Consider the following 17,077-nt stretch of genomic DNA (forward strand, 5'->3'; position numbering starts at 1 on the left):
AAATGAAGAAAGAACAACGAATAATAAAGAGAATATAAAGATGAAAGATGATGGGAAGAAAGTGATCATGACCGTGTTCCTTTTGCTGACTTGCTTCTTAGGAGTGCAGGCAGGTGAGAGGTCTTGCTTTGATGAGGGATGGCTGTTCCTCCTTGGCAATAATGCGAAAATGTCACAGGCGGACTATGATGACTCACATTGGAGAAAACTCGATCTGCCACATGACTGGGCTATTGAAGGAGATTTCAGCGACCGTAATCCCAGTGGTGCTGGCGGGGGTGCTCTGCCTGGTGGGACAGGTTGGTACCGGAAACATTTTTCTTTGTCAGATCTTCCCGGAGGGGGGAAATCGGCTTGTTATTTCATTGATTTTGACGGAGTGTACATGAATTCGACGGTCTACTTGAATGGTCATGAACTGGGGAACAGACCATACGGATACAGTTCTTTCCGCTATGAACTGACCCCCTATCTGAACCGGACAGGAGATAATGTTCTGGCCGTGAAGGTGGACGACAGTGATCAGCCCAATTCGCGTTGGTACAGTGGCTGTGGCATCTACCGTCATGTCTGGGTCGTGGGTACGCCGTCTCTTCATATTGCTCATTGGGGACTGCATGTGGTTTCTGAGGCGGATGGAAAGGTAAGGATAGATGTCCAACTGGCCGGTAAGGGACAGAAGGTTGAAAAACCGATGATCAGGTATCTGATAAGGGACCACCAGGGACGGATAGTTGCTAGAGCCCAGAGTCACCGTCTGTCAGTAAGCCTCAATGTGCATGCTCCCCATTTGTGGTCCATCGGGCATCCCTATGTGTATCAGGTGTACGCCCAAGTACTCCTCCACCATCGGGTAACAGATACAGAGGAAACAACTACCGGATTCCGGTCTTTTCGCTTTGATTCAAAGACGGGGTTTTGGTTGAATGGCAAGAACTTCAAGATCAATGGTGTATGTGACCACCATGACCTGGGCTGTCTGGGAGCAGCTTTAAATGAAGATGCCCTGCACCGTCAGCTGCTGATGCTGAAGGATATGGGTTGTAATGCCATTCGCTGCTCCCATAATCCTCCTGCGCCCGAACTTCTCAACATGTGCGATACGATGGGGTTCATAGTCATGGATGAGGCTTTTGATATGTGGAGAGAGAGGAAGACGAAGAATGACTATGCCCGTTTCTTTGATAAGTGGCATGAGCGTGACCTGTCGGATATGATCCGTCGTGACCGTAATCACCCCTGTATCTTGTTGTGGAGCATAGGCAATGAAGTCCTGGAACAGTGGTCTTCCAAGGGGCCGAATCAATTGACCCTCGATCAAGCGAACCTGTTGCTGAACGCAGCACATGATCCCTCTGCGCTTTCTCATTCTTCATCTCTCTCGCCGAATTCTTTGCTGACTATTCATCTGGCGGATATTGTAAAGCGGTATGATAAGACGCGTCCTGTTACGGCTGGCTGCAATGAGCCGAATCCGAATAATAATCTTTTCAAGAGTGGTGCTCTGGATGTGATCGGATATAACTATCACCGGCAATGGATCAAGGATGTCCCGAAGAATTTTCCTGGCAAGCCTTTTATCATGACGGAAAGTGTCAGCGCTCTGATGACCCGTGGTTATTACAAGATGCCTTCAGATTCTATATACATCGTTCCGGACCGGTGGGACCGTCCTTATACGGATCCGTCGATGATGTGCTCGTCTTATGACAATATGCATGCACCGTGGAGCAGTACAGATGAGGAAACATGGGATATTGTGAAGCATACTCCTTATTGCTGCGGCCAGTTTATCTGGACTGGCTGGGACTATATCGGGGAGCCAACTCCTTACGGTTTTCCTGCACGGAGCAGTTATTTTGGGATCATAGATCTGGCAGGATTCCCTAAGGATATTTATTACATGTATCAGAGTGAATGGACTGACCGTGATGTGTTGCATCTGTTTCCACATTGGAACTGGTTACCCGGACAGACGATCGATATGTGGTGCTACTATAATCATGCAGATGAAGTGGAACTGTTTATTAATGGCAAGAGTCAGGGCGTGCGGAGGAAAACCAACGATCACCAGTATCATGTCGTCTGGAGGGTGAAGTTTGAACCGGGAACCGTGAAGGTCGTAGCCCGTTTAAAGGGGAAAGTAGTCCGTGAGGAGTCTATCCATACTGCCGGCCTTCCTGATCATATCCTTCTGAAGGCCGATCGTACCAAACTTATGGCCAATGGCAGAAACTTATCCTTTGTAACGGTTGAAGTTGTAGACAAGGCCGGAAATCTCTGTCCTGATGCAGATAATGAGATTTATTTTGATGTCAAGGGACCGGCTTCTATTGCCGGGGTGGATAATGGATGCGAGTTTTCCATGGAACGCTTCAAGGCTGACCAGCGCAAGGCTTTCTTCGGGAAATGCCTGGTGGTACTGAAATCAAAAAAAGTTTCAGGAAAGGTTACTCTGATCGCCCGTGGTGTTGATCTCCGTCCGGCAGTCCTGGCCCTTCAAGTACAATAATCGAGATTCTTACCTTTGGGTTACGATGATGGTGTTTAAAATCGTTAAGTAATGTAATAAGTCGTTACGTATTGGAATAACTCGTTTTTTTCTTGTATTCTTTATGAGTACCTTTGTGGCATTTGCCGGCCCATAAAGCCGGCAATGCTATAAATATATTATAATGAAACAGAAAATTGGTCTTTTCGTACCTATAACGTTAGGTTTACTGACCGCATTCGGCCCTTTTGTCACAGATTTTTATCTTCCGGCGATGCCGGCGATGTCAGCATCTTTTCACACCTCTCCTTCATTAGTAGCCCTGAGCCTTACCATGGGCATGGTAGGTCTGGCTGTGGGACAAATTTTTATCGGTCCTCTCTCAGATAAATTTGGCAGGAAACGATTACTGATCCTCTCGATGCTGCTTTTTGCCCTTGCCTCAGTGTTCTGCGTGCTTTCTCCCAACATCTATTTATTCAACCTTATGCGTCTTTTTCAAGGGATAGGAGGAGCCGGAGGAATAGTTCTTTCTAAAAGTATTGCTACGGATATGTTTAGTGGGATTGACTTACAGAGTTTTATGGCAGTTTTAGGGGCCATCAACGGTATCGCACCGGTTACTGCACCGATCCTTGGAGGAGTGATGACCGCTTTTGTCTCATGGCGCGGAATCTTCTGCTTATTGCTTGCTATCGGAGTCATATTGATGGTGTGCAGTTGTTTCCTGCGTGAGACACTGCCTTTGGAGAAGCGGTCCAAAGCCGGGGTCCTTCACGTCTACGTCAACTTATTCAAGGTGTTCCGTAATCCTTGTTTTACATTGAGTACATGTGTATCCATGACCGGATTCCTCACGTTTTTTGCCTATATTGCTTCTTCTCCCTTTGTCCTCCAGAAAACTTATGGGCTATCTCCTATAGCCTATAGCCTGTGTTTTGGCCTGATTGCTTTTACGATCGGTATCGGAAGTTTGCTGGGAGCGCGTTTTAAGCATCAGAATACTGCCCTTAAGGCAGCAGCGATTCATCTGCTTATCGGTTCCGTTATTACTACCCTGTGTCTGATCGTACATGCACCTCTGGGGCTGCTTATGATCGGTTATGTATGGATGGTGATAGGTTTTGGACTTATGCAGCCAGCAGCTACGGCTATTGCCATGGATACAGAGCGCTTGAGAGCAGGTGCAGCGAGTGCGATCTTTGGTGCGAGCGGTTTTGTGTCAGGTGCTGTGGCAAGTCCACTGGTATCGTTAGGGGATATACCAGTTACTTCTGGTTTGGTGATGGTCTCAGGGGCTGTGGTTTGTCTTTTCCTCACCCTGAACTTATGCCGGCAGATCAAGCGGGAAGCCTTATGCGGAATAGAGAAAGTCCAGGCCTGAGCGGTCAAAGAATGCATCTGCTCATGGATTAAAGAGGTAAGAATTTTGCCGCTCATGGTTTGGGGGCCGCTGTCTTCTCAAATCGGATTCTGACAAACTGTATACCCATGGACTTGAAGAGATTGTAGAAACGGTCACTGGCATTCAGCCTGGCGCTTTCTATATTATCAGGAGTGAGACAGCGTTTTTTCATGAGGTATGCAGCCCGGTGATAGAGATCATCATGGTCATCGGCGCTCCAGTGTCCGTTTTGATAGAAAGTCTTTGTGCGGGCTTCATCGATAAACTCATTATCCAGGAGCCGGATAGGCGGCAGGGTGCAGGTAAGCGTATCATGATCTCTTTTGATCCAGCCGTCTCTGACATCCTTCATGTCTATTCCTAACCGCAGAGTACCATAGTAGATATTCATCAGTTCATCATCACTGAAAAAACCATGCCGAACGGTATCGACGAGTTCTTCATCGCTGATGGAGAGAAATTCCCACTGCCCGATATTCTGTATTGATTTTATCTGTGTAGGGGTGAGAAGAGTTGATCCCTTTCTGAAGATAGAGAGATGGTTGTCTCTCATAATAGAATGGATGACCACTATGGACAGGAGAATACAGGTGAGTCCCAAAATGATTTTCATCAGCAGTCGTGTGAAAAAAGTTGTTTTGAAATTATTCTCTTTCATGTTCCGTTTCTGTTTTTGTTGCATCTAAGAGTTTCTGGAGGTCTCCCGTCCTGAAATCTTTCCGTAAGGTGATCGTAATATGATTTTGCGGATACCCCATAGCCTCAGCTATCGGGATCAGGATCTCGGCGGCACTCCGGCGTGCCGTCTCTATCATACCCATCCGGGGGACATCATCCAGGATGGCTTTACGCCCCTGCCGCTCATAGTTTTCCAGTTCTTCGTCTCGGAATCTCCCTCGAAGAAGAGGAATATTAGAACGGATACCCTGATAATCAATGCGTGTACTGGTGAGCTCTATCTTTGGATCCGGGAGGATGATCTCAAGTTGGTTTCCCTTCTTCCTGATATTTTTCTCTGAGAAATCGCTGAAATCAACATAGGCTTTCAAGGTAGCCTCTATTGGGATAGCCACCTGTCTGGTTCCTGCAACAGGGACAGGAAGGTCAAATGATTTACTTAACAGAGTACCCTTTAATTGGAGTTGGTCCTGGTGAGTAATAATTTTACGGACTTTATATTCCGCAGTATAAAGGCGCGAACATTTCTTAATCTGCATGACCAGCAAGGATAAAGAGTCTTCCGCTTCATTATCCTGGGCTGTGGGATGCTTTCCACATGAAATGAAAGCCAGAAGGAAAAGGGATAAGAGGAGGATGGATTTTTTCATGTTGGATCTTTTTGTTTTCCGCAAATATACAGAAAAAAGTTTACCTTTGGAGTCTTTCTTCTTTTTTTTCATCATCTCCTTCTTCTATTTTCATTATCTGATGGACAATAAGTTTTCTGCTGATGTCCCCTTTTGCCAACCTTGGTGACAGTTGATTTTACCCTGTACTTAAACTATTCCAAATGAACAGGCATCTGTGTGATTTTTTTTTATTACCTTTGCGTTGCTTAAAGAAACTGGAAAATGAAAAAAATAATATTTGCTGCAGCTGTACTTGTTTTGCTTGACGGAGCACTGATCTCTTGTTCCAGCAAGAAGAAAAGCAATGATATTATCGTTCCTAAGAGTGCGGTGATCCCCGCGAAAGAGAAGACTCAGAGCATGAGTCCTTTTCATGATGTTCGTACAGCCTCCTGGATGGGGGAGACCTATACCATTGATGTGCTTCGCAAATCAGACCCTTCTTTACCGCAGGCACAAGTGGATGAGAACACCAAATATGATGACAATCAGATCACCGTGAAAGTTGTTCGGAAAAATGGTTCGGTCTTTTTCAGCCGCACCTTTACGAAATCAGATTTTTCCTCTTATATTGATGATGATACGAAAAAGAAGGGAGCATTGCTGGGGATCATCTTCGTAAAAGCGGAAAGCAGTAATTTGCTTTTTGCAGTAAGCGTAGGTTCTCCGGATGTCACCAGTGACGAATATATCCCTTTGGTGATGAAATTATCCCACACGGGGACGGTTGACATCAGTAAGGACAATAGTCTGGATACCGGATCTGATACCCAGTCAGACGAAGAAGAATAACTCCGGGACGGTTAGATAAAAGATAAAATAAAGGCTGAGAACCAATTAGTTTTCAGCCTTTATTTTTAGAATTTTGCCATTTTAATAGCATCTATTGCACATTCATCTCCTTTGTTTCCTAATTTCCCTCCACAGCGGTCAAGAGCTTGCTGATGGTCATTGGTAGTTAGGAGTCCATAGATGATCGGTATCTCCTGAGTGGCATTCAAGCGTGCAATCCCGTAGGTGACCCCTTGACAGATATAGTCAAAGTGAGGTGTATCTCCTCTGATCACGCTTCCGAAAATGATGACTGCATCATAACCTCCATTAAGTACCATCTGGTGAGCACCATAAACCAGTTCGAAACTTCCTGGAACGGTTTTCACATGAATGTTTTCAGATAAGCAGCCATGCTTCTCAAGTGTTTTTACTGCACCCTCCAGCATAGCACCTGTAATATCATGATTCCATTCTGCCACTACAATACCAAAGCACATATTACTGGCATCAGGAATACTGTCAAAGTCGTATTTTGAAAGATTATGTAATGCTGTTGCCATTATTTAGTGGAAGCCCTTTCTATATATTTGTCAATTTCGCTGCTTTGTACAATTGCAGCATTGACATATTTTTTCTTGATGTCCTGATAGATCTTTAAAGCATCCGCTTTCTTTCCTTGACTCTCCAGAATTTCACCCGCTTTGATCAAATAAGTAGGAGAGAGACTGTTGTTCCGATGATCCAGAGCATGCTTGTCAGCCATTTCGGCAGCCTTCTTAAAGTTGTCTATCGCCTTGTCAAGTTGCCCGTTATGGGCGTATGCATCCCCTAAGGCACCAATAGCGGCGGGGCTGACCATCTGGTCATTTTTAGGATTATATTTCTTGAGATATTTCAATGCGTCAGGCCACTTGTTCAGGTTCGCATAGCACAATCCTGCATAGAGATTAGCCAGGTTACCGGCATTTGTGCTGCCATAGTTATCAGCAATAGCTACGAACCCATTATATCCGGCTCCGTCTCCGTTGAGCGCTTTGTCGAACATTTCATTATCAAAATATTCCTGTCCGCGGCCAAGTTCTGTACTTGCTTTGTTCTCATTAGGAACAGCGACGAGATTATGGTAGGCTATTATCGCTGCAATAATTGCGATGATGGCTACTACAACCCATGCGAAAAGTTTCCTGTTTTTTAAGAAGGTAGCTTCAGATTTATTGAGGGTATCCTCCATATCCATAGAGCCCTCTTTCTTGTTTTTTGCCATTATTATGAATTGATTTTATTGTTTCTTTATGATACCCACAACGCTTGCCCTGGACCTGATCATAAGTTTTAAGCAAGTATCCGGTGACACCAAAGTTAATCCTCGTTGCCACTTGCTGTGATTTGAGGTTGGTAATATCTATAGCTTTATCGGGACAAAATTACTTATATTTTCCCATATATTGAAATTTATCAAGCACTTTTTTCGTTTTTCATGACTAAAAGGTTTAACTTTGCAGGAAAGTAATGCATCGGGAAGGCTTAAGGGATATGGTTCTCAAACGGATTTCGATTGTAAATTTCAAAAATATCAAGGCGGCAGATCTTGACCTGTCTCCTAAGATGAACTGTTTTCTGGGCCTTAATGGGGTGGGGAAAACCAATTTTCTTGATGCCGTATATTATTTGTCTTTCTGTCATGGCGTTTCTGGTTCTCCTGATTCCCAACTGATCACTCATGGTGAGGATTTTTTTATGCTGGAAGGAGATTATGATCTGTCTGTTGTCCAGCATGAGGTGATCTCCTGTGTTATGAAAAGAGGCCGGAAAAAACATTTCAAGCGGAATGGTAAAGATTATCGGCGGCTGTCCCAGCATATTGGACTGATCCCTCTGATCCTCATTTCTCCGTCAGATATATCTCTTGTCCTTGGTGGAGGTGAGGAGCGCCGGAAATTTATGGATGTGGCGATCTCCCAGTATGATCATACTTACCTAAACGCGCTGATGTATTATAATAAGGCTTTACAACAGCGGAATATCCTGTTGAAGGGAGAAGCTGAGCCGGATGAGACCCTTATGGATGTCCTTGAAAATGAAATGGCCCGGCAGGGAAATATCCTCTTTGGCAAGCGTAATGATTTTATCCAACGGCTGATCCCCGTATTCCAGGAGATCTATCAGGATGTTTCTAACCAGCAGGAGACAGTATCCCTCAGGTATGTGTCCCATGCGAGCGAGGGGAATCTGCTCGACATACTGCATTCTAGCAGATCCCGGGACCGTGCCGTAGGCTATTCGCTTCACGGCGCTCACCGTGATGATCTGGAGATGCTCATGGATGGTTATCCGCTAAAGCGTGAGGGGAGTCAGGGACAATTGAAATCTTTTGTCTTGTCGTTAAAGTTGGCACAGTTTGATTTCTTGCGTCAGAAGTCGGATCATGCCATGCCTCTTTTATTGCTTGACGATATATTTGACAAACTTGACACTTTTCGTGTGGAACGGATTGTCCGTCTGGTTTCGGGACGCCATTTTGGACAGATCTTTATCACCGATACCAACCGGGATCATTTAGATAGTATTCTGAAGCAAGGTGACGGAAATTATCGGATTTTCTTTGTCGATGACGGAAAGATTACGGTTAAGGAAGGAGAAGGATAAGCCATGTTCAGAAGAAAAGTAGAAATAGTGGATGATGTGCTCCGCCAGGCACTCCGTCAGGACGGTCTCGAGACGCCATTGCAGCAAAGACGCCTGATCAGTGAGTGGGCTAAGATAGCAGGTCCTGTTACCGAGAACTATACAGCCGGTTTGTTTATCCGTAATCAGATTCTTTTTGTAAAACTCCTCAATCCTGCTCTTCGTGCTGATCTCTCCATGATGAAATCGGCACTTGTCAGGAAGCTGAATGCAACCGTTGGCGCCCGGGTAATCACGGACATTCATTTTTACTGATGGTCTTGAGATTCACCAGTTCTTCTTGTTCTTTCCTGGCGGTCACAAAGAGCCGGCGGCGGCAGGATTTGAATACGTAATGATCTCATCCATTTTTATGTCATAAGGATCCGACGGGATGTGACGGAACTTTTGGAAGTCAAAGCAGATGCCGATCTTATAGCAATGGGGCATCTTTCGCAACAACCTGTCATAGTAGCCTTTTCCACGTCCCAGTCGGTTACCGGAACAATCAAAAGCCATTCCCGGAATGACTGCTACATCAACTTGTTCAAGATGGTCAAAGGGCATGCCCACCGGCTCCTGTATCTGATAGGCCCCTTTCTGGAGATTCTGAACATTTTCATAGCGGCGAAGTTCAAGTTCTTCCTGGTTGATGACCGCTGGCAAGAGGATCATTTTACCCCCCTTCACCAAACTGTCAAGTATTTCCTGGGTCTCGACTTCATCAGGGAGTGCAGCATAGAGGAGAAGGGTGGATGCAGCCTTGATCTTCGGGTGGTGAAGGATCATCTTGGCGATCGCTTCAGATTGAACCTTTCTTTGTGAAGGCACCTGCATCCGCTTTTGTTCCCGTATCAACTGTCTCAATTGCCTTTTGTCAAGCATGATTCCGGGATTTCCAATCGTGCATATACTGTGGCTTCAGCATCAGTGGAGCATACGCTAATTTATGTCTTGGACGTATTTTCAGTCCTTTTCCCTTAACTTTTGTAAGAGGTTTCTTTTTTGGTGCCTTGCGATGGGGTGCAGGACGTTTAGGGAAGGCGTCATGATTGCGGAACACCTCCAGTGCTTTCCTGATCACCGGATCATCCTGATTAATGTATTCGTTCCAGGCTTCTTCGTCCAGCATATTGTAGATGATCCGACTGTTGATATAACGTTGAAGGAGTTTGTGCGAGGTCCTGATCAACAGGTTACGACGTTTCAAGCCGTTATTAGCCGCATAGGTTGCAAATTTATCTACCAGGTTCTGGCGGTCAAGATAATCGGCGAGTTGCTGCATTTCCTTGAAGTTGTTGAGCTTAGGCCTGTTATTGTCCGTATAGGTGAAAGCATATTGCATGATAAGTCCGCTCATGGCAGCCTCCTTGAAATAGGAAGTCATTCCGATAGTATCCTCAGGCACGAAGATGTCCGGTATAATGCCCCCACCGCCATAAACGACACGCCCCAGTTTGGTGTGATAAGCCGGACCATGATGCTTGATACTGTCACGGGAGAAAAATTCTCCATGTTCATAACGGTTGAGGAGATCTTCCTCGTAGTCTTTATCATCTCCCATCGAGTAAGGTTTCTGTATGCATCTTCCGGATGGGGTATAATAACGGGCTATGGTAAGCCGGATCATACTTCCGTCAGGAAAGGCAATCTGCTGTTGGACCAGTCCCTTTCCGAAAGTACGGCGGCCGATAATCATTGCCCGGTCATTGTCTTGCATGGCTCCAGAGAAAATCTCAGCGGCAGAAGCCGTACCCTCATTGACCAGAACCACCAGAGGGATATTCTGATAACTCCCATTACCATTGCTCCTGTAGTCCTGCCGTGGGCTTTTACGTCCCTGGGTATAAACGATGAGTCTGTTCTTGGGAAGGAACTCATTAGCTATCTGTACGGCGCTCTCAAGATAACCACCAGTATTGTCCCGTAAATCGATCACCAGATTCTTGAATCCTTTCTGAGAGAGTTTGGCCAGAGCGATAAGTGTTTCCGGGTAAGTGGTCTCTCCGAAATCCTTGATCCGGATATAGCCGGTATCATCGTTAAGCATATAAGTGGTAGTGACACTCTTCTGAGGGATCTCTCCACGTGTGACCATAAATTGATGGATCTTCCTGCTGCCGAAACGGATGATGCCGATCTTTACCTTTGTATCTTTGGGACCCTTCAGACGGTGCATAGCCTCTTCATTGGTCACCTCTTTGCCGGTAAAATTCTTGTTGTTGATTTGTACGATGCGGTCTCCGGCCAGGATGCCTGCCCTTTCAGCCGGTCCATTTTTGATGACATTTTCCACATGGATAGTGTCATTACGGATCGTAAACTCGATGCCTACTCCCGCGAAAGAACCTTTCAAGTCGTCATTGGCTTCTTGTGCATCTTTGGCGCTGATATAGACCGAGTGCGGGTCCAACTGGGCCAGGATGGCAGGGATGGCCTTGTCCACCAGGGAGTCTATGTTGACCGGGTCCACATATTGGTCATCAATGATGTGGAGGAGGTTGTTCAGCCGATTACTGCCTGAATTGATAATACTCAGTCTGTTGCCACCAAAATGGTTGGAGAAGAATGAGCCGATAACAATACCGATGACGACACAAACTGCCATGACAATCGGCATGAAACGTTTGGATTTATTTACATTCATCATGAGTAAATAGTTGCTTATTTAGATTTTGGAGAGGAGTTCTCTTCCTCGTCCGGATTCAGATAGAGCACTTTCACACCAGCACGGGTAAGGAGTTTGATACCGTCATCAAGACGATATTTCTCTCCATAAACGACACGTTTGATGCCTGCTTGAATGATCAGTTTAGCACATTCGATGCACGGTGAAGCCGTCACGTAGAGTGTGCTTCCATCACTGTTATTCGAGCTTCTGGCTAATTTCGTGATCGCGTTTGCTTCAGCGTGAAGGACGTATGGCTTGGTCAGTCCATTATCATCCTCACATATATTCTCGAACCCGCTTGGGGTACCATTATAGCCATCGCTGATAATCATTTTATCCTTGACCACCAATGCTCCGACTTTTCGTCTTTGGCAATAGCTGTTTTCAGACCAGATACGGGCCATGCGCAGATAACGCAGATCCAGCAGATGCTGCTTTTTCTGATGCTGCTTTTCTTGATCTTGATGCTGCTTTTCTTCTTGTGTCATTTTTCCATAATCCTTAAAGATTCTTCCTGCCGGCGGATGCCATCGCGCTTGAGCAATGCTCCGATCGTTGGCTCTTGACCGCGGAAACGTTTGTAAAGCGTCATCGGATGCTCTGTCCCTCCCTTTGAAAGGATGCAATCACGGAATCGCTGAGCGGTAGTACGATCGAAGATACCATTCTTTTTGAAGACACTGAAGGCATCGGCATCCAGCACTTCAGCCCATTTATAACTATAGTAGCTGGCGGCATATCCGCCGGACATGATATGGGAAAACTGTACGGTCATGCAACTTTCCGGAAGGGAAGGCAGGAGGTGGACAGGGGCCTGGGCTTTCTGTTCAAAATCGACCAGATCTCCCTCCAGCGGCTTTGTCCTGGTGTAGTAAGCCATATCAAGCAGCCCGAAACTTACCTGTCTCATACAACTGTAAGCTACGAGGAAATTCCTGCTTTTGATAATGCGGTCAATAAGTTCGTCCGGAATAGGTTCACCGGTTTGATAATGAAAAGCAAAGGTCCGCAAGAAATCTTTCTCTGAGGCGAAGTTTTCCATTAATTGTGAAGGGAGTTCGACGAAATCCCACCATACATTAGTACCGGAAAGACTGGAAAAGCGCGTGTTGGCAAACATGCCGTGCAGCGCATGGCCGAATTCGTGCAGGAAAGTCTGGACCTCTCCCCATGTCAGCAGTGCCGGTTTGCCAGCCGTCGGTTTGGTAAGGTTCATGACGAGGCTCACTTGAGGGCGTATGTTCTTCCCGTCCTTCTCAATCCACTGTCCCTGAAATTCTGTCATCCAGGCTCCTTCTTTCTTTCCTTTCCGCGGGTGGAAATCCGTGTAGAGTACGGCAAGGTAACTGCCATCTTGGTCATAGACCTCATAGGCTTTGACGTCAGGATGGTAGACGGGAATATTGGGATCATACTGAAAGGTTATGCCGTAGAGGCGGGTGGCTAAACCGAAAACGCCCTTGATCACCTTCGAGAGTTCGAAATAGGGGCGAAGCATCTCTGCGTCCAGGTGGTATCGTTGCATCTGTAACTGGTGGGAGTAATAGCTGAAATCCCACGGTTCCATCTTGAAGCCGGGGCCTTCCTTCTGGAGAGCAATAGAATTCACTTCTTCTACCTCTTTCAAAGCGGAAGGCTTGTACGCTGTGATCAGATCATTAAAAAGTTTATAGACCGTCTTCGTGTCTCCTGCCATGCGTTCTTTCAAGACATAGTCAGCATAAGTGGAATAACCGAGAAGTTGGGCGATTTGTAACCGTTGGTTGACAATCAGGCGGCAGATCTCAATATTATTTTCTTTGTTCTTATGAGTGCAGACCGTGTTCTTGGCCCGGTACATCTTTTCACGCAGGTTCCTTCGTGTGGAATAGGTCATGAAAGGTGAGTAACTGGGGTAATCAAGGGTAAAAGTCCATGTCTTTTTTCCTTGTTCAGTATGTTCTGCTGCATCCAGTAAGGACTGTGGCAGTCCGTCAAGGTCGGCCGGATCCGTAATATCCAACGTGAAGGCTTTGTTTTCTTTCAGCAAGTTTTGGGAAAACTGCAGGGTGAGGAGATCATTTTCCTCTGTAAGTTTTCTCAGGTGAGTTTTACCCTCTTCATCGAGCAAGGCCCCGCTGCGGACAAATCCTTCGTAGCTCTTGTCCAGGAGCATGTTTTCTTCAGGAGTAAGTGTACCATGATGGTCATGTACATATCTGACCCTTTCGAATAATTTTTGATTCAGACTAATATCATTGGAATGCCTGGTAAGTGCAGGACTCAGTTTTTGAGCCAGCGATTCAAGTTGGTCGCTGGTTTCTGCACTGAGCATACAGGAAAAGACGGAAGTGACCCGGTCCAGCAGATCATAGTAATGATCGCCTTTGCTTTTGTCTTCCCAATCAAGTGTATTATCAAAAGTGGGTGTATCAGGATTGTTTACAATCCGGTCCACCTCCTCATTTTCGCGGCGGATACCTTCAAGGATACCTTCTTCGTAATCTTTGGGTAATATACGGTCAAAAGGAACCGTAAGATGAGGCGTGCCATAAGGAACAAAAAATGGATTCTGGTGTTTTTGCTTCTCTATTTCGTCTTTTGTCATGCTCTTTCTCTATTTTTGATACAAAGATAATGAAAATTGTCGCTGCACATACATTAAATTGCTCAATTTAACATCTATTTCATCCCCTTTGTAAATCATTTTCAGGAAAGAGCATATTTGGTTCAGTTCTGATGATTTCTGTCCATAAGCAGTTTCTCCAGAGCCGGTATGATAATTCTGCCCCGTGAGAGTGTGGCGAGTCCCTGACGACTCAGTCGGTTCAAGGCACGTGACACGTCTAGCCGGCTCTCATTGAGTTCTCTTGCAAGATCGGCCATCCTGATATAGATCGTTTTGGGGCCTGCAGGCCGGTCGCAGTGGGATTCTAAAAAACGGGTTATACGATGTTCTATATCCTGAGGGACTCGTTGCCAGGGGCGTCTGGAAAGTTTCTGTGACTGTGCACTGATGATATTAAGGAGATTAAGGCGGAATATTCCGAATTCTTCAGAGAGTTTCATCACTTCGCCCTTTTCCAGAGTCATCAGGTTTACCTCTGTTTTGCAAATGAAATTCTTGGTAAAACGCTGGTGAAGTCCGAATAATCTTTCCGGTTGTAACACTTCAGGGGCATTTACTTCCTCTATGAAACGATAGCTGTGGTCATCTGCAGACGATTCAGCATCAAGAGTGCCATTCAGTAAGAAATAAAGACGGTCGCACGACTCATTTTCCTTGATCACCCTCTTCCCCTTATTATATTTTAAAAAACCGAAGGGGGTACGGGTGATAATCAGGGAGAGGTCATCACGGCTGAGGCCTAAAAAGAGGGGCAACTTAAGAAGTTGATCATACACTCTTAGTTCTGCCATGCTATTTCTTTTGAGAAGGGGTCAACTGATCATCGAGAATCTTGTTTTTAAGTCCTGGAGAATACCATTCCTTTAATTTCCCATGGCGGTCAGAGTAGATGAAATAGACCATAAGTTCCGGATGCTTTTCCAGTACTGTCTTGGCACGGTTCACCCCCAGGACCATGAAGGCTGTAGCGTATGCATCTGCTGTAGCACAGTTCTTGGCAAGTACAGTTGAGGAAAGCAAACTGTGCTGGACGGGATAACCGGTATGCGGATCAATGGTATGTGCATACTTCCGGCCTCCTTTATAATAAAAATTACGGTAATTTCCACTGGTAGCCATGGCGATATTCGTTACATTGAGAATACTTTCAATTTGCTGATTCGTGTTCAGGGAGTCGTCGGTCGGTTTGGTAACGCCGATATGCCAGGGGACCCTTTTCTGGTCGATGCCGCTGGTGACGATTTCTCCACCTATTTCCACGATAAAGTTTTGTATGCCATTCTTTTTCAGGAAGCGGGCTACAACATCACACCCATAACCCTTAGCAATGCCTGAGCAGTCCAGCATGATGCGGGGATCTTTCTTGATAATCATGCCATTGACAAGTTTGACCTTGTTGAATCCCACGAAAGTCCTGAGGCTGTCAACAGTCCTTCTGGTAGGAGCTTTCCCTTTCTTGAAACCAAATCCCCAGGTGTTGACGAGAGGAGCAACGGTAATGTCGAATGCTCCTCCGGTTTCGGCAGAGACCTGTTCTGCTAAAGAGAATACATCGGTGAACATCTTGTTAAGTTTGACATGCCTGTTTTGGTTGACTTGTGTGATAATGGATTGTGAGTTAAAAGGGGACAGGGATGCATCCACCTCATGGAGAGCCTCATCGATGCCCGGCTGGAGGTCTTTACTATTTTGATAGGTGATATGGTACACCGTGCCAAAGATGAATCCGGTATCTTTTTGGTAAGGTGTGGAGCGTTGCTGGCGAATAACATAAACGGTCCCGATAATAAGAAGGATCAGAAATGGAAGTTGCCATCTCAGTTTTCTGCGATTTTTTTTATCCATAGGATTTTATATTTCAGTTGTCATCTTTGTATGGTCTGAGGAAGGGTCCCCTCTTCCCGATCATCCTTAAAATTCGAATATCAGGTTAAAGGTGCCTCCTAGTCTACTTCCGCTCTGCTTGCCGAATCCCGGTACGTACCAGGTGTTACCAATAGTCCCGTCATCATGGAACAGGCGTCTGCGGCATCTCACGCTCCATCCTAAGTGCAAAGGACCGGAGATTTTCACATCGACACCTGCCACGGCTTCTAACCACTGGTAACGGGCTTTGATGCCATTGGCACTGTATGGCGCAATTTCTCCCCAGACGGGATCTGTCGTTCCCGGACTGTTGACGTCAAACTTATAGGAGGTGAACGCATAGCGGAACCCTCCATACAGTCTGTAAATATCATGTTTGTTCTTGAGCAGGTTGAAATCCACTCCTATGCGAAAATAGGGAGCACCGGTCTTATAGTGCAAATTAGTTGATACATCCTTCGCATCAGCTTTCCCATATCCTATTTCCAGGATAGGAAAATATTTGTCTTTGAGGTCAATCCTTAAAGCCGCCTCATACTGACCATAATCACTGAGCCACATTTGAGCAGCTCCCAGGAGATCCAAGGTCACTTCAAAGCTGCGGAAAGTAGCCGTAGTGTCTGTTGCAGCCGTTCTGCCTTTCGGACGGTCGCTCATCTTTCCCGGGGAGTTTTTCTGTTGAGCATACGCTCCAGGGCTCCAGAGGAGCATGAGGCTAATCGTGATAGCGGAAATAAATATAGAAATGTGGTTGTGAAGCATCATAATTCACTTGAGTGTTATGAATGACGATAGAATCAATGGCATGAGTGGTGTAGCTGACTCCTGTAAGGGTGTGGAAATAGGCTGGATTGCAATCTACTGATTCAAAATGTGCCTGGTTTTCCTTCTTTACGGTTACCGTGTCCGTGAAGGTCTGGCCGCCAACTCTTATAATATGGAAATGGAATACGTCCTGATCGCCCATGTAACTGACGGGTAACTCAAAGCTGTCTACTTCCACAGCCTTGTTGAGGAGAATGGTGTCCAGACCGTCTGAAAGGCGGCTCGTGGTGACAGTAAGCGTATCGGGAAGAGTCTGTACGTCACCTTTCAACTGATATTTTGTATAGACTCTATTTTCATAAGGACAGTCTAGACTGGAACATCCTGCCAGGGTAAAGCCTGCTAAGAGCATGATCAGGACAAATGCCCGCAGGGACTTCTCTTTAGCATATTTCTTTCTTGTTTTTCTTGTTTGCATAAATTA

General features: G+C 45.8%; 17 protein-coding genes. 5 read left to right on the top strand and 12 right to left on the bottom strand.

What is annotated here, in order from left to right:
* Window positions 1–40 precede the first annotated feature (40 nt).
* Window positions 41–2,512 (top strand): glycoside hydrolase family 2 TIM barrel-domain containing protein, encoded by a 2,472-nt coding sequence (locus tag ACYRYG_RS06000; protein ID WP_293429178.1) that lies wholly within the window; start codon window positions 41–43, stop codon window positions 2,510–2,512.
* 163 nt (window positions 2,513–2,675) lie between these two features.
* Window positions 2,676–3,875 (top strand): multidrug effflux MFS transporter, encoded by a 1,200-nt coding sequence (locus ACYRYG_RS06005; RefSeq protein ID WP_293416528.1) that lies wholly within the window; start codon window positions 2,676–2,678, stop codon window positions 3,873–3,875.
* Window positions 3,876–3,927: 52 nt separating this feature from the next.
* Here ACYRYG_RS06005 and ACYRYG_RS06010 read toward each other — a convergent pair whose 3' ends face one another.
* Together ACYRYG_RS06010 and ACYRYG_RS06015 are read right to left on the bottom strand one after the other, a co-directional pair.
* Complete coding sequence (locus ACYRYG_RS06010; protein ID WP_293416530.1) at window positions 3,928–4,554, bottom strand: DUF4230 domain-containing protein; 627 nt, start codon at window positions 4,552–4,554, stop codon at window positions 3,928–3,930.
* Window positions 4,541–5,224, bottom strand: a complete 684-nt coding sequence (locus tag ACYRYG_RS06015) for a DUF4230 domain-containing protein (protein WP_293416532.1) — start codon at window positions 5,222–5,224, stop codon at window positions 4,541–4,543. The genes ACYRYG_RS06010 and ACYRYG_RS06015 overlap by 14 nt, the downstream gene beginning before the upstream one ends.
* Window positions 5,225–5,467: 243 nt before the next feature.
* On the opposite strand from ACYRYG_RS06015, the gene ACYRYG_RS06020 reads away from it, so the two are divergent.
* Window positions 5,468–6,037 carry a DUF4738 domain-containing protein gene (locus tag ACYRYG_RS06020; protein WP_293416534.1) on the top strand — a complete coding sequence of 190 codons (570 nt, stop codon included), beginning with the start codon at window positions 5,468–5,470 and terminating at the stop codon, window positions 6,035–6,037.
* Window positions 6,038–6,102: 65 nt separating this feature from the next.
* Here the strand turns inward: ACYRYG_RS06020 and ribH are convergent, their stop codons facing one another.
* Entirely contained in the window at window positions 6,103–6,579 is a 477-nt protein-coding gene (gene ribH / locus ACYRYG_RS06025) for a 6,7-dimethyl-8-ribityllumazine synthase (RefSeq protein ID WP_293416536.1), read from the bottom strand.
* Entirely contained in the window at window positions 6,579–7,283 is a 705-nt protein-coding gene (locus tag ACYRYG_RS06030) for a tetratricopeptide repeat protein (protein ID WP_293416538.1), read from the bottom strand. The genes ribH and ACYRYG_RS06030 overlap by 1 nt, the downstream gene beginning before the upstream one ends.
* Window positions 7,284–7,552: 269 nt before the next feature.
* Between ACYRYG_RS06030 and recF the strand changes: the two genes are divergently transcribed.
* Together recF and ACYRYG_RS06040 are read left to right on the top strand one after the other, a co-directional pair.
* A complete protein-coding gene (gene recF / locus ACYRYG_RS06035) occupies window positions 7,553–8,665 on the top strand; it encodes a DNA replication/repair protein RecF (RefSeq protein WP_293416576.1) in 1,113 nt (370 codons plus the stop codon).
* Between the two features lie 3 nt (window positions 8,666–8,668).
* Window positions 8,669–8,959 (top strand): DciA family protein, encoded by a 291-nt coding sequence (locus ACYRYG_RS06040; protein WP_293416540.1) that lies wholly within the window; start codon window positions 8,669–8,671, stop codon window positions 8,957–8,959.
* A 42-nt stretch (window positions 8,960–9,001) separates the two neighbouring features.
* Here the strand turns inward: ACYRYG_RS06040 and ACYRYG_RS06045 are convergent, their stop codons facing one another.
* From ACYRYG_RS06045 to ACYRYG_RS06080, 8 genes are all read right to left on the bottom strand, one after another.
* A complete protein-coding gene (locus ACYRYG_RS06045) occupies window positions 9,002–9,568 on the bottom strand; it encodes a 5-formyltetrahydrofolate cyclo-ligase (protein ID WP_293416542.1) in 567 nt (188 codons plus the stop codon).
* Window positions 9,561–11,330, bottom strand: coding sequence for a S41 family peptidase (locus ACYRYG_RS06050; RefSeq protein WP_293416578.1), 1,770 nt, complete (start codon window positions 11,328–11,330; stop codon window positions 9,561–9,563). The genes ACYRYG_RS06045 and ACYRYG_RS06050 overlap by 8 nt, the downstream gene beginning before the upstream one ends.
* Before the next feature lie 17 nt (window positions 11,331–11,347).
* Window positions 11,348–11,842, bottom strand: coding sequence for a dCMP deaminase family protein (locus ACYRYG_RS06055; RefSeq protein ID WP_293416544.1), 495 nt, complete (start codon window positions 11,840–11,842; stop codon window positions 11,348–11,350).
* Entirely contained in the window at window positions 11,839–13,941 is a 2,103-nt protein-coding gene (locus tag ACYRYG_RS06060; protein ID WP_293425293.1) for a M3 family metallopeptidase, read from the bottom strand. Before ACYRYG_RS06060 ends, ACYRYG_RS06055 begins: the two co-directional genes overlap by 4 nt.
* Window positions 13,942–14,063: 122 nt before the next feature.
* Window positions 14,064–14,753, bottom strand: coding sequence for a Crp/Fnr family transcriptional regulator (locus tag ACYRYG_RS06065; protein ID WP_293416548.1), 690 nt, complete (start codon window positions 14,751–14,753; stop codon window positions 14,064–14,066).
* Between the two features lies 1 nt (window position 14,754).
* A complete protein-coding gene (locus tag ACYRYG_RS06070; protein WP_293416550.1) occupies window positions 14,755–15,807 on the bottom strand; it encodes an FAD:protein FMN transferase in 1,053 nt (350 codons plus the stop codon).
* Between the two features lie 66 nt (window positions 15,808–15,873).
* A complete protein-coding gene (locus ACYRYG_RS06075) occupies window positions 15,874–16,539 on the bottom strand; it encodes a DUF6048 family protein (protein ID WP_293416552.1) in 666 nt (221 codons plus the stop codon).
* 4 nt (window positions 16,540–16,543) lie between these two features.
* Complete coding sequence (locus ACYRYG_RS06080) at window positions 16,544–17,071, bottom strand: DUF6452 family protein (RefSeq protein WP_460197828.1); 528 nt, start codon at window positions 17,069–17,071, stop codon at window positions 16,544–16,546.
* Between the last annotated feature and the right edge of the window lie 6 nt (window positions 17,072–17,077).

It is taken from the genome of Segatella asaccharophila (genome assembly GCF_054687055.1).

Coding starts and splice junctions, on each gene's coding strand:
- ACYRYG_RS06000 (WP_293429178.1), top strand. CDS start 41: ATGAAAGATGATGGGAAGAAAGTGATCATGACCGTGTTCCTTTTGCTG.
- ACYRYG_RS06065 (WP_293416548.1), bottom strand. CDS start 14,753: ATGGCAGAACTAAGAGTGTATGATCAACTTCTTAAGTTGCCCCTCTTT.
- ACYRYG_RS06015 (WP_293416532.1), bottom strand. CDS start 5,224: ATGAAAAAATCCATCCTCCTCTTATCCCTTTTCCTTCTGGCTTTCATT.
- ACYRYG_RS06055 (WP_293416544.1), bottom strand. CDS start 11,842: ATGACACAAGAAGAAAAGCAGCATCAAGATCAAGAAAAGCAGCATCAG.
- ACYRYG_RS06030 (WP_293416538.1), bottom strand. CDS start 7,283: ATGGCAAAAAACAAGAAAGAGGGCTCTATGGATATGGAGGATACCCTC.
- recF (WP_293416576.1), top strand. CDS start 7,553: ATGGTTCTCAAACGGATTTCGATTGTAAATTTCAAAAATATCAAGGCG.
- ACYRYG_RS06020 (WP_293416534.1), top strand. CDS start 5,468: ATGAAAAAAATAATATTTGCTGCAGCTGTACTTGTTTTGCTTGACGGA.
- ACYRYG_RS06080 (WP_460197828.1), bottom strand. CDS start 17,071: ATGCAAACAAGAAAAACAAGAAAGAAATATGCTAAAGAGAAGTCCCTG.
- ACYRYG_RS06070 (WP_293416550.1), bottom strand. CDS start 15,807: ATGGATAAAAAAAATCGCAGAAAACTGAGATGGCAACTTCCATTTCTG.
- ACYRYG_RS06045 (WP_293416542.1), bottom strand. CDS start 9,568: ATGCTTGACAAAAGGCAATTGAGACAGTTGATACGGGAACAAAAGCGG.
- ACYRYG_RS06005 (WP_293416528.1), top strand. CDS start 2,676: ATGAAACAGAAAATTGGTCTTTTCGTACCTATAACGTTAGGTTTACTG.
- ACYRYG_RS06010 (WP_293416530.1), bottom strand. CDS start 4,554: ATGAAAGAGAATAATTTCAAAACAACTTTTTTCACACGACTGCTGATG.
- ribH (WP_293416536.1), bottom strand. CDS start 6,579: ATGGCAACAGCATTACATAATCTTTCAAAATACGACTTTGACAGTATT.
- ACYRYG_RS06040 (WP_293416540.1), top strand. CDS start 8,669: ATGTTCAGAAGAAAAGTAGAAATAGTGGATGATGTGCTCCGCCAGGCA.
- ACYRYG_RS06075 (WP_293416552.1), bottom strand. CDS start 16,539: ATGCTCCTCTGGAGCCCTGGAGCGTATGCTCAACAGAAAAACTCCCCG.
- ACYRYG_RS06050 (WP_293416578.1), bottom strand. CDS start 11,330: ATGAATGTAAATAAATCCAAACGTTTCATGCCGATTGTCATGGCAGTT.
- ACYRYG_RS06060 (WP_293425293.1), bottom strand. CDS start 13,941: ATGACAAAAGACGAAATAGAGAAGCAAAAACACCAGAATCCATTTTTT.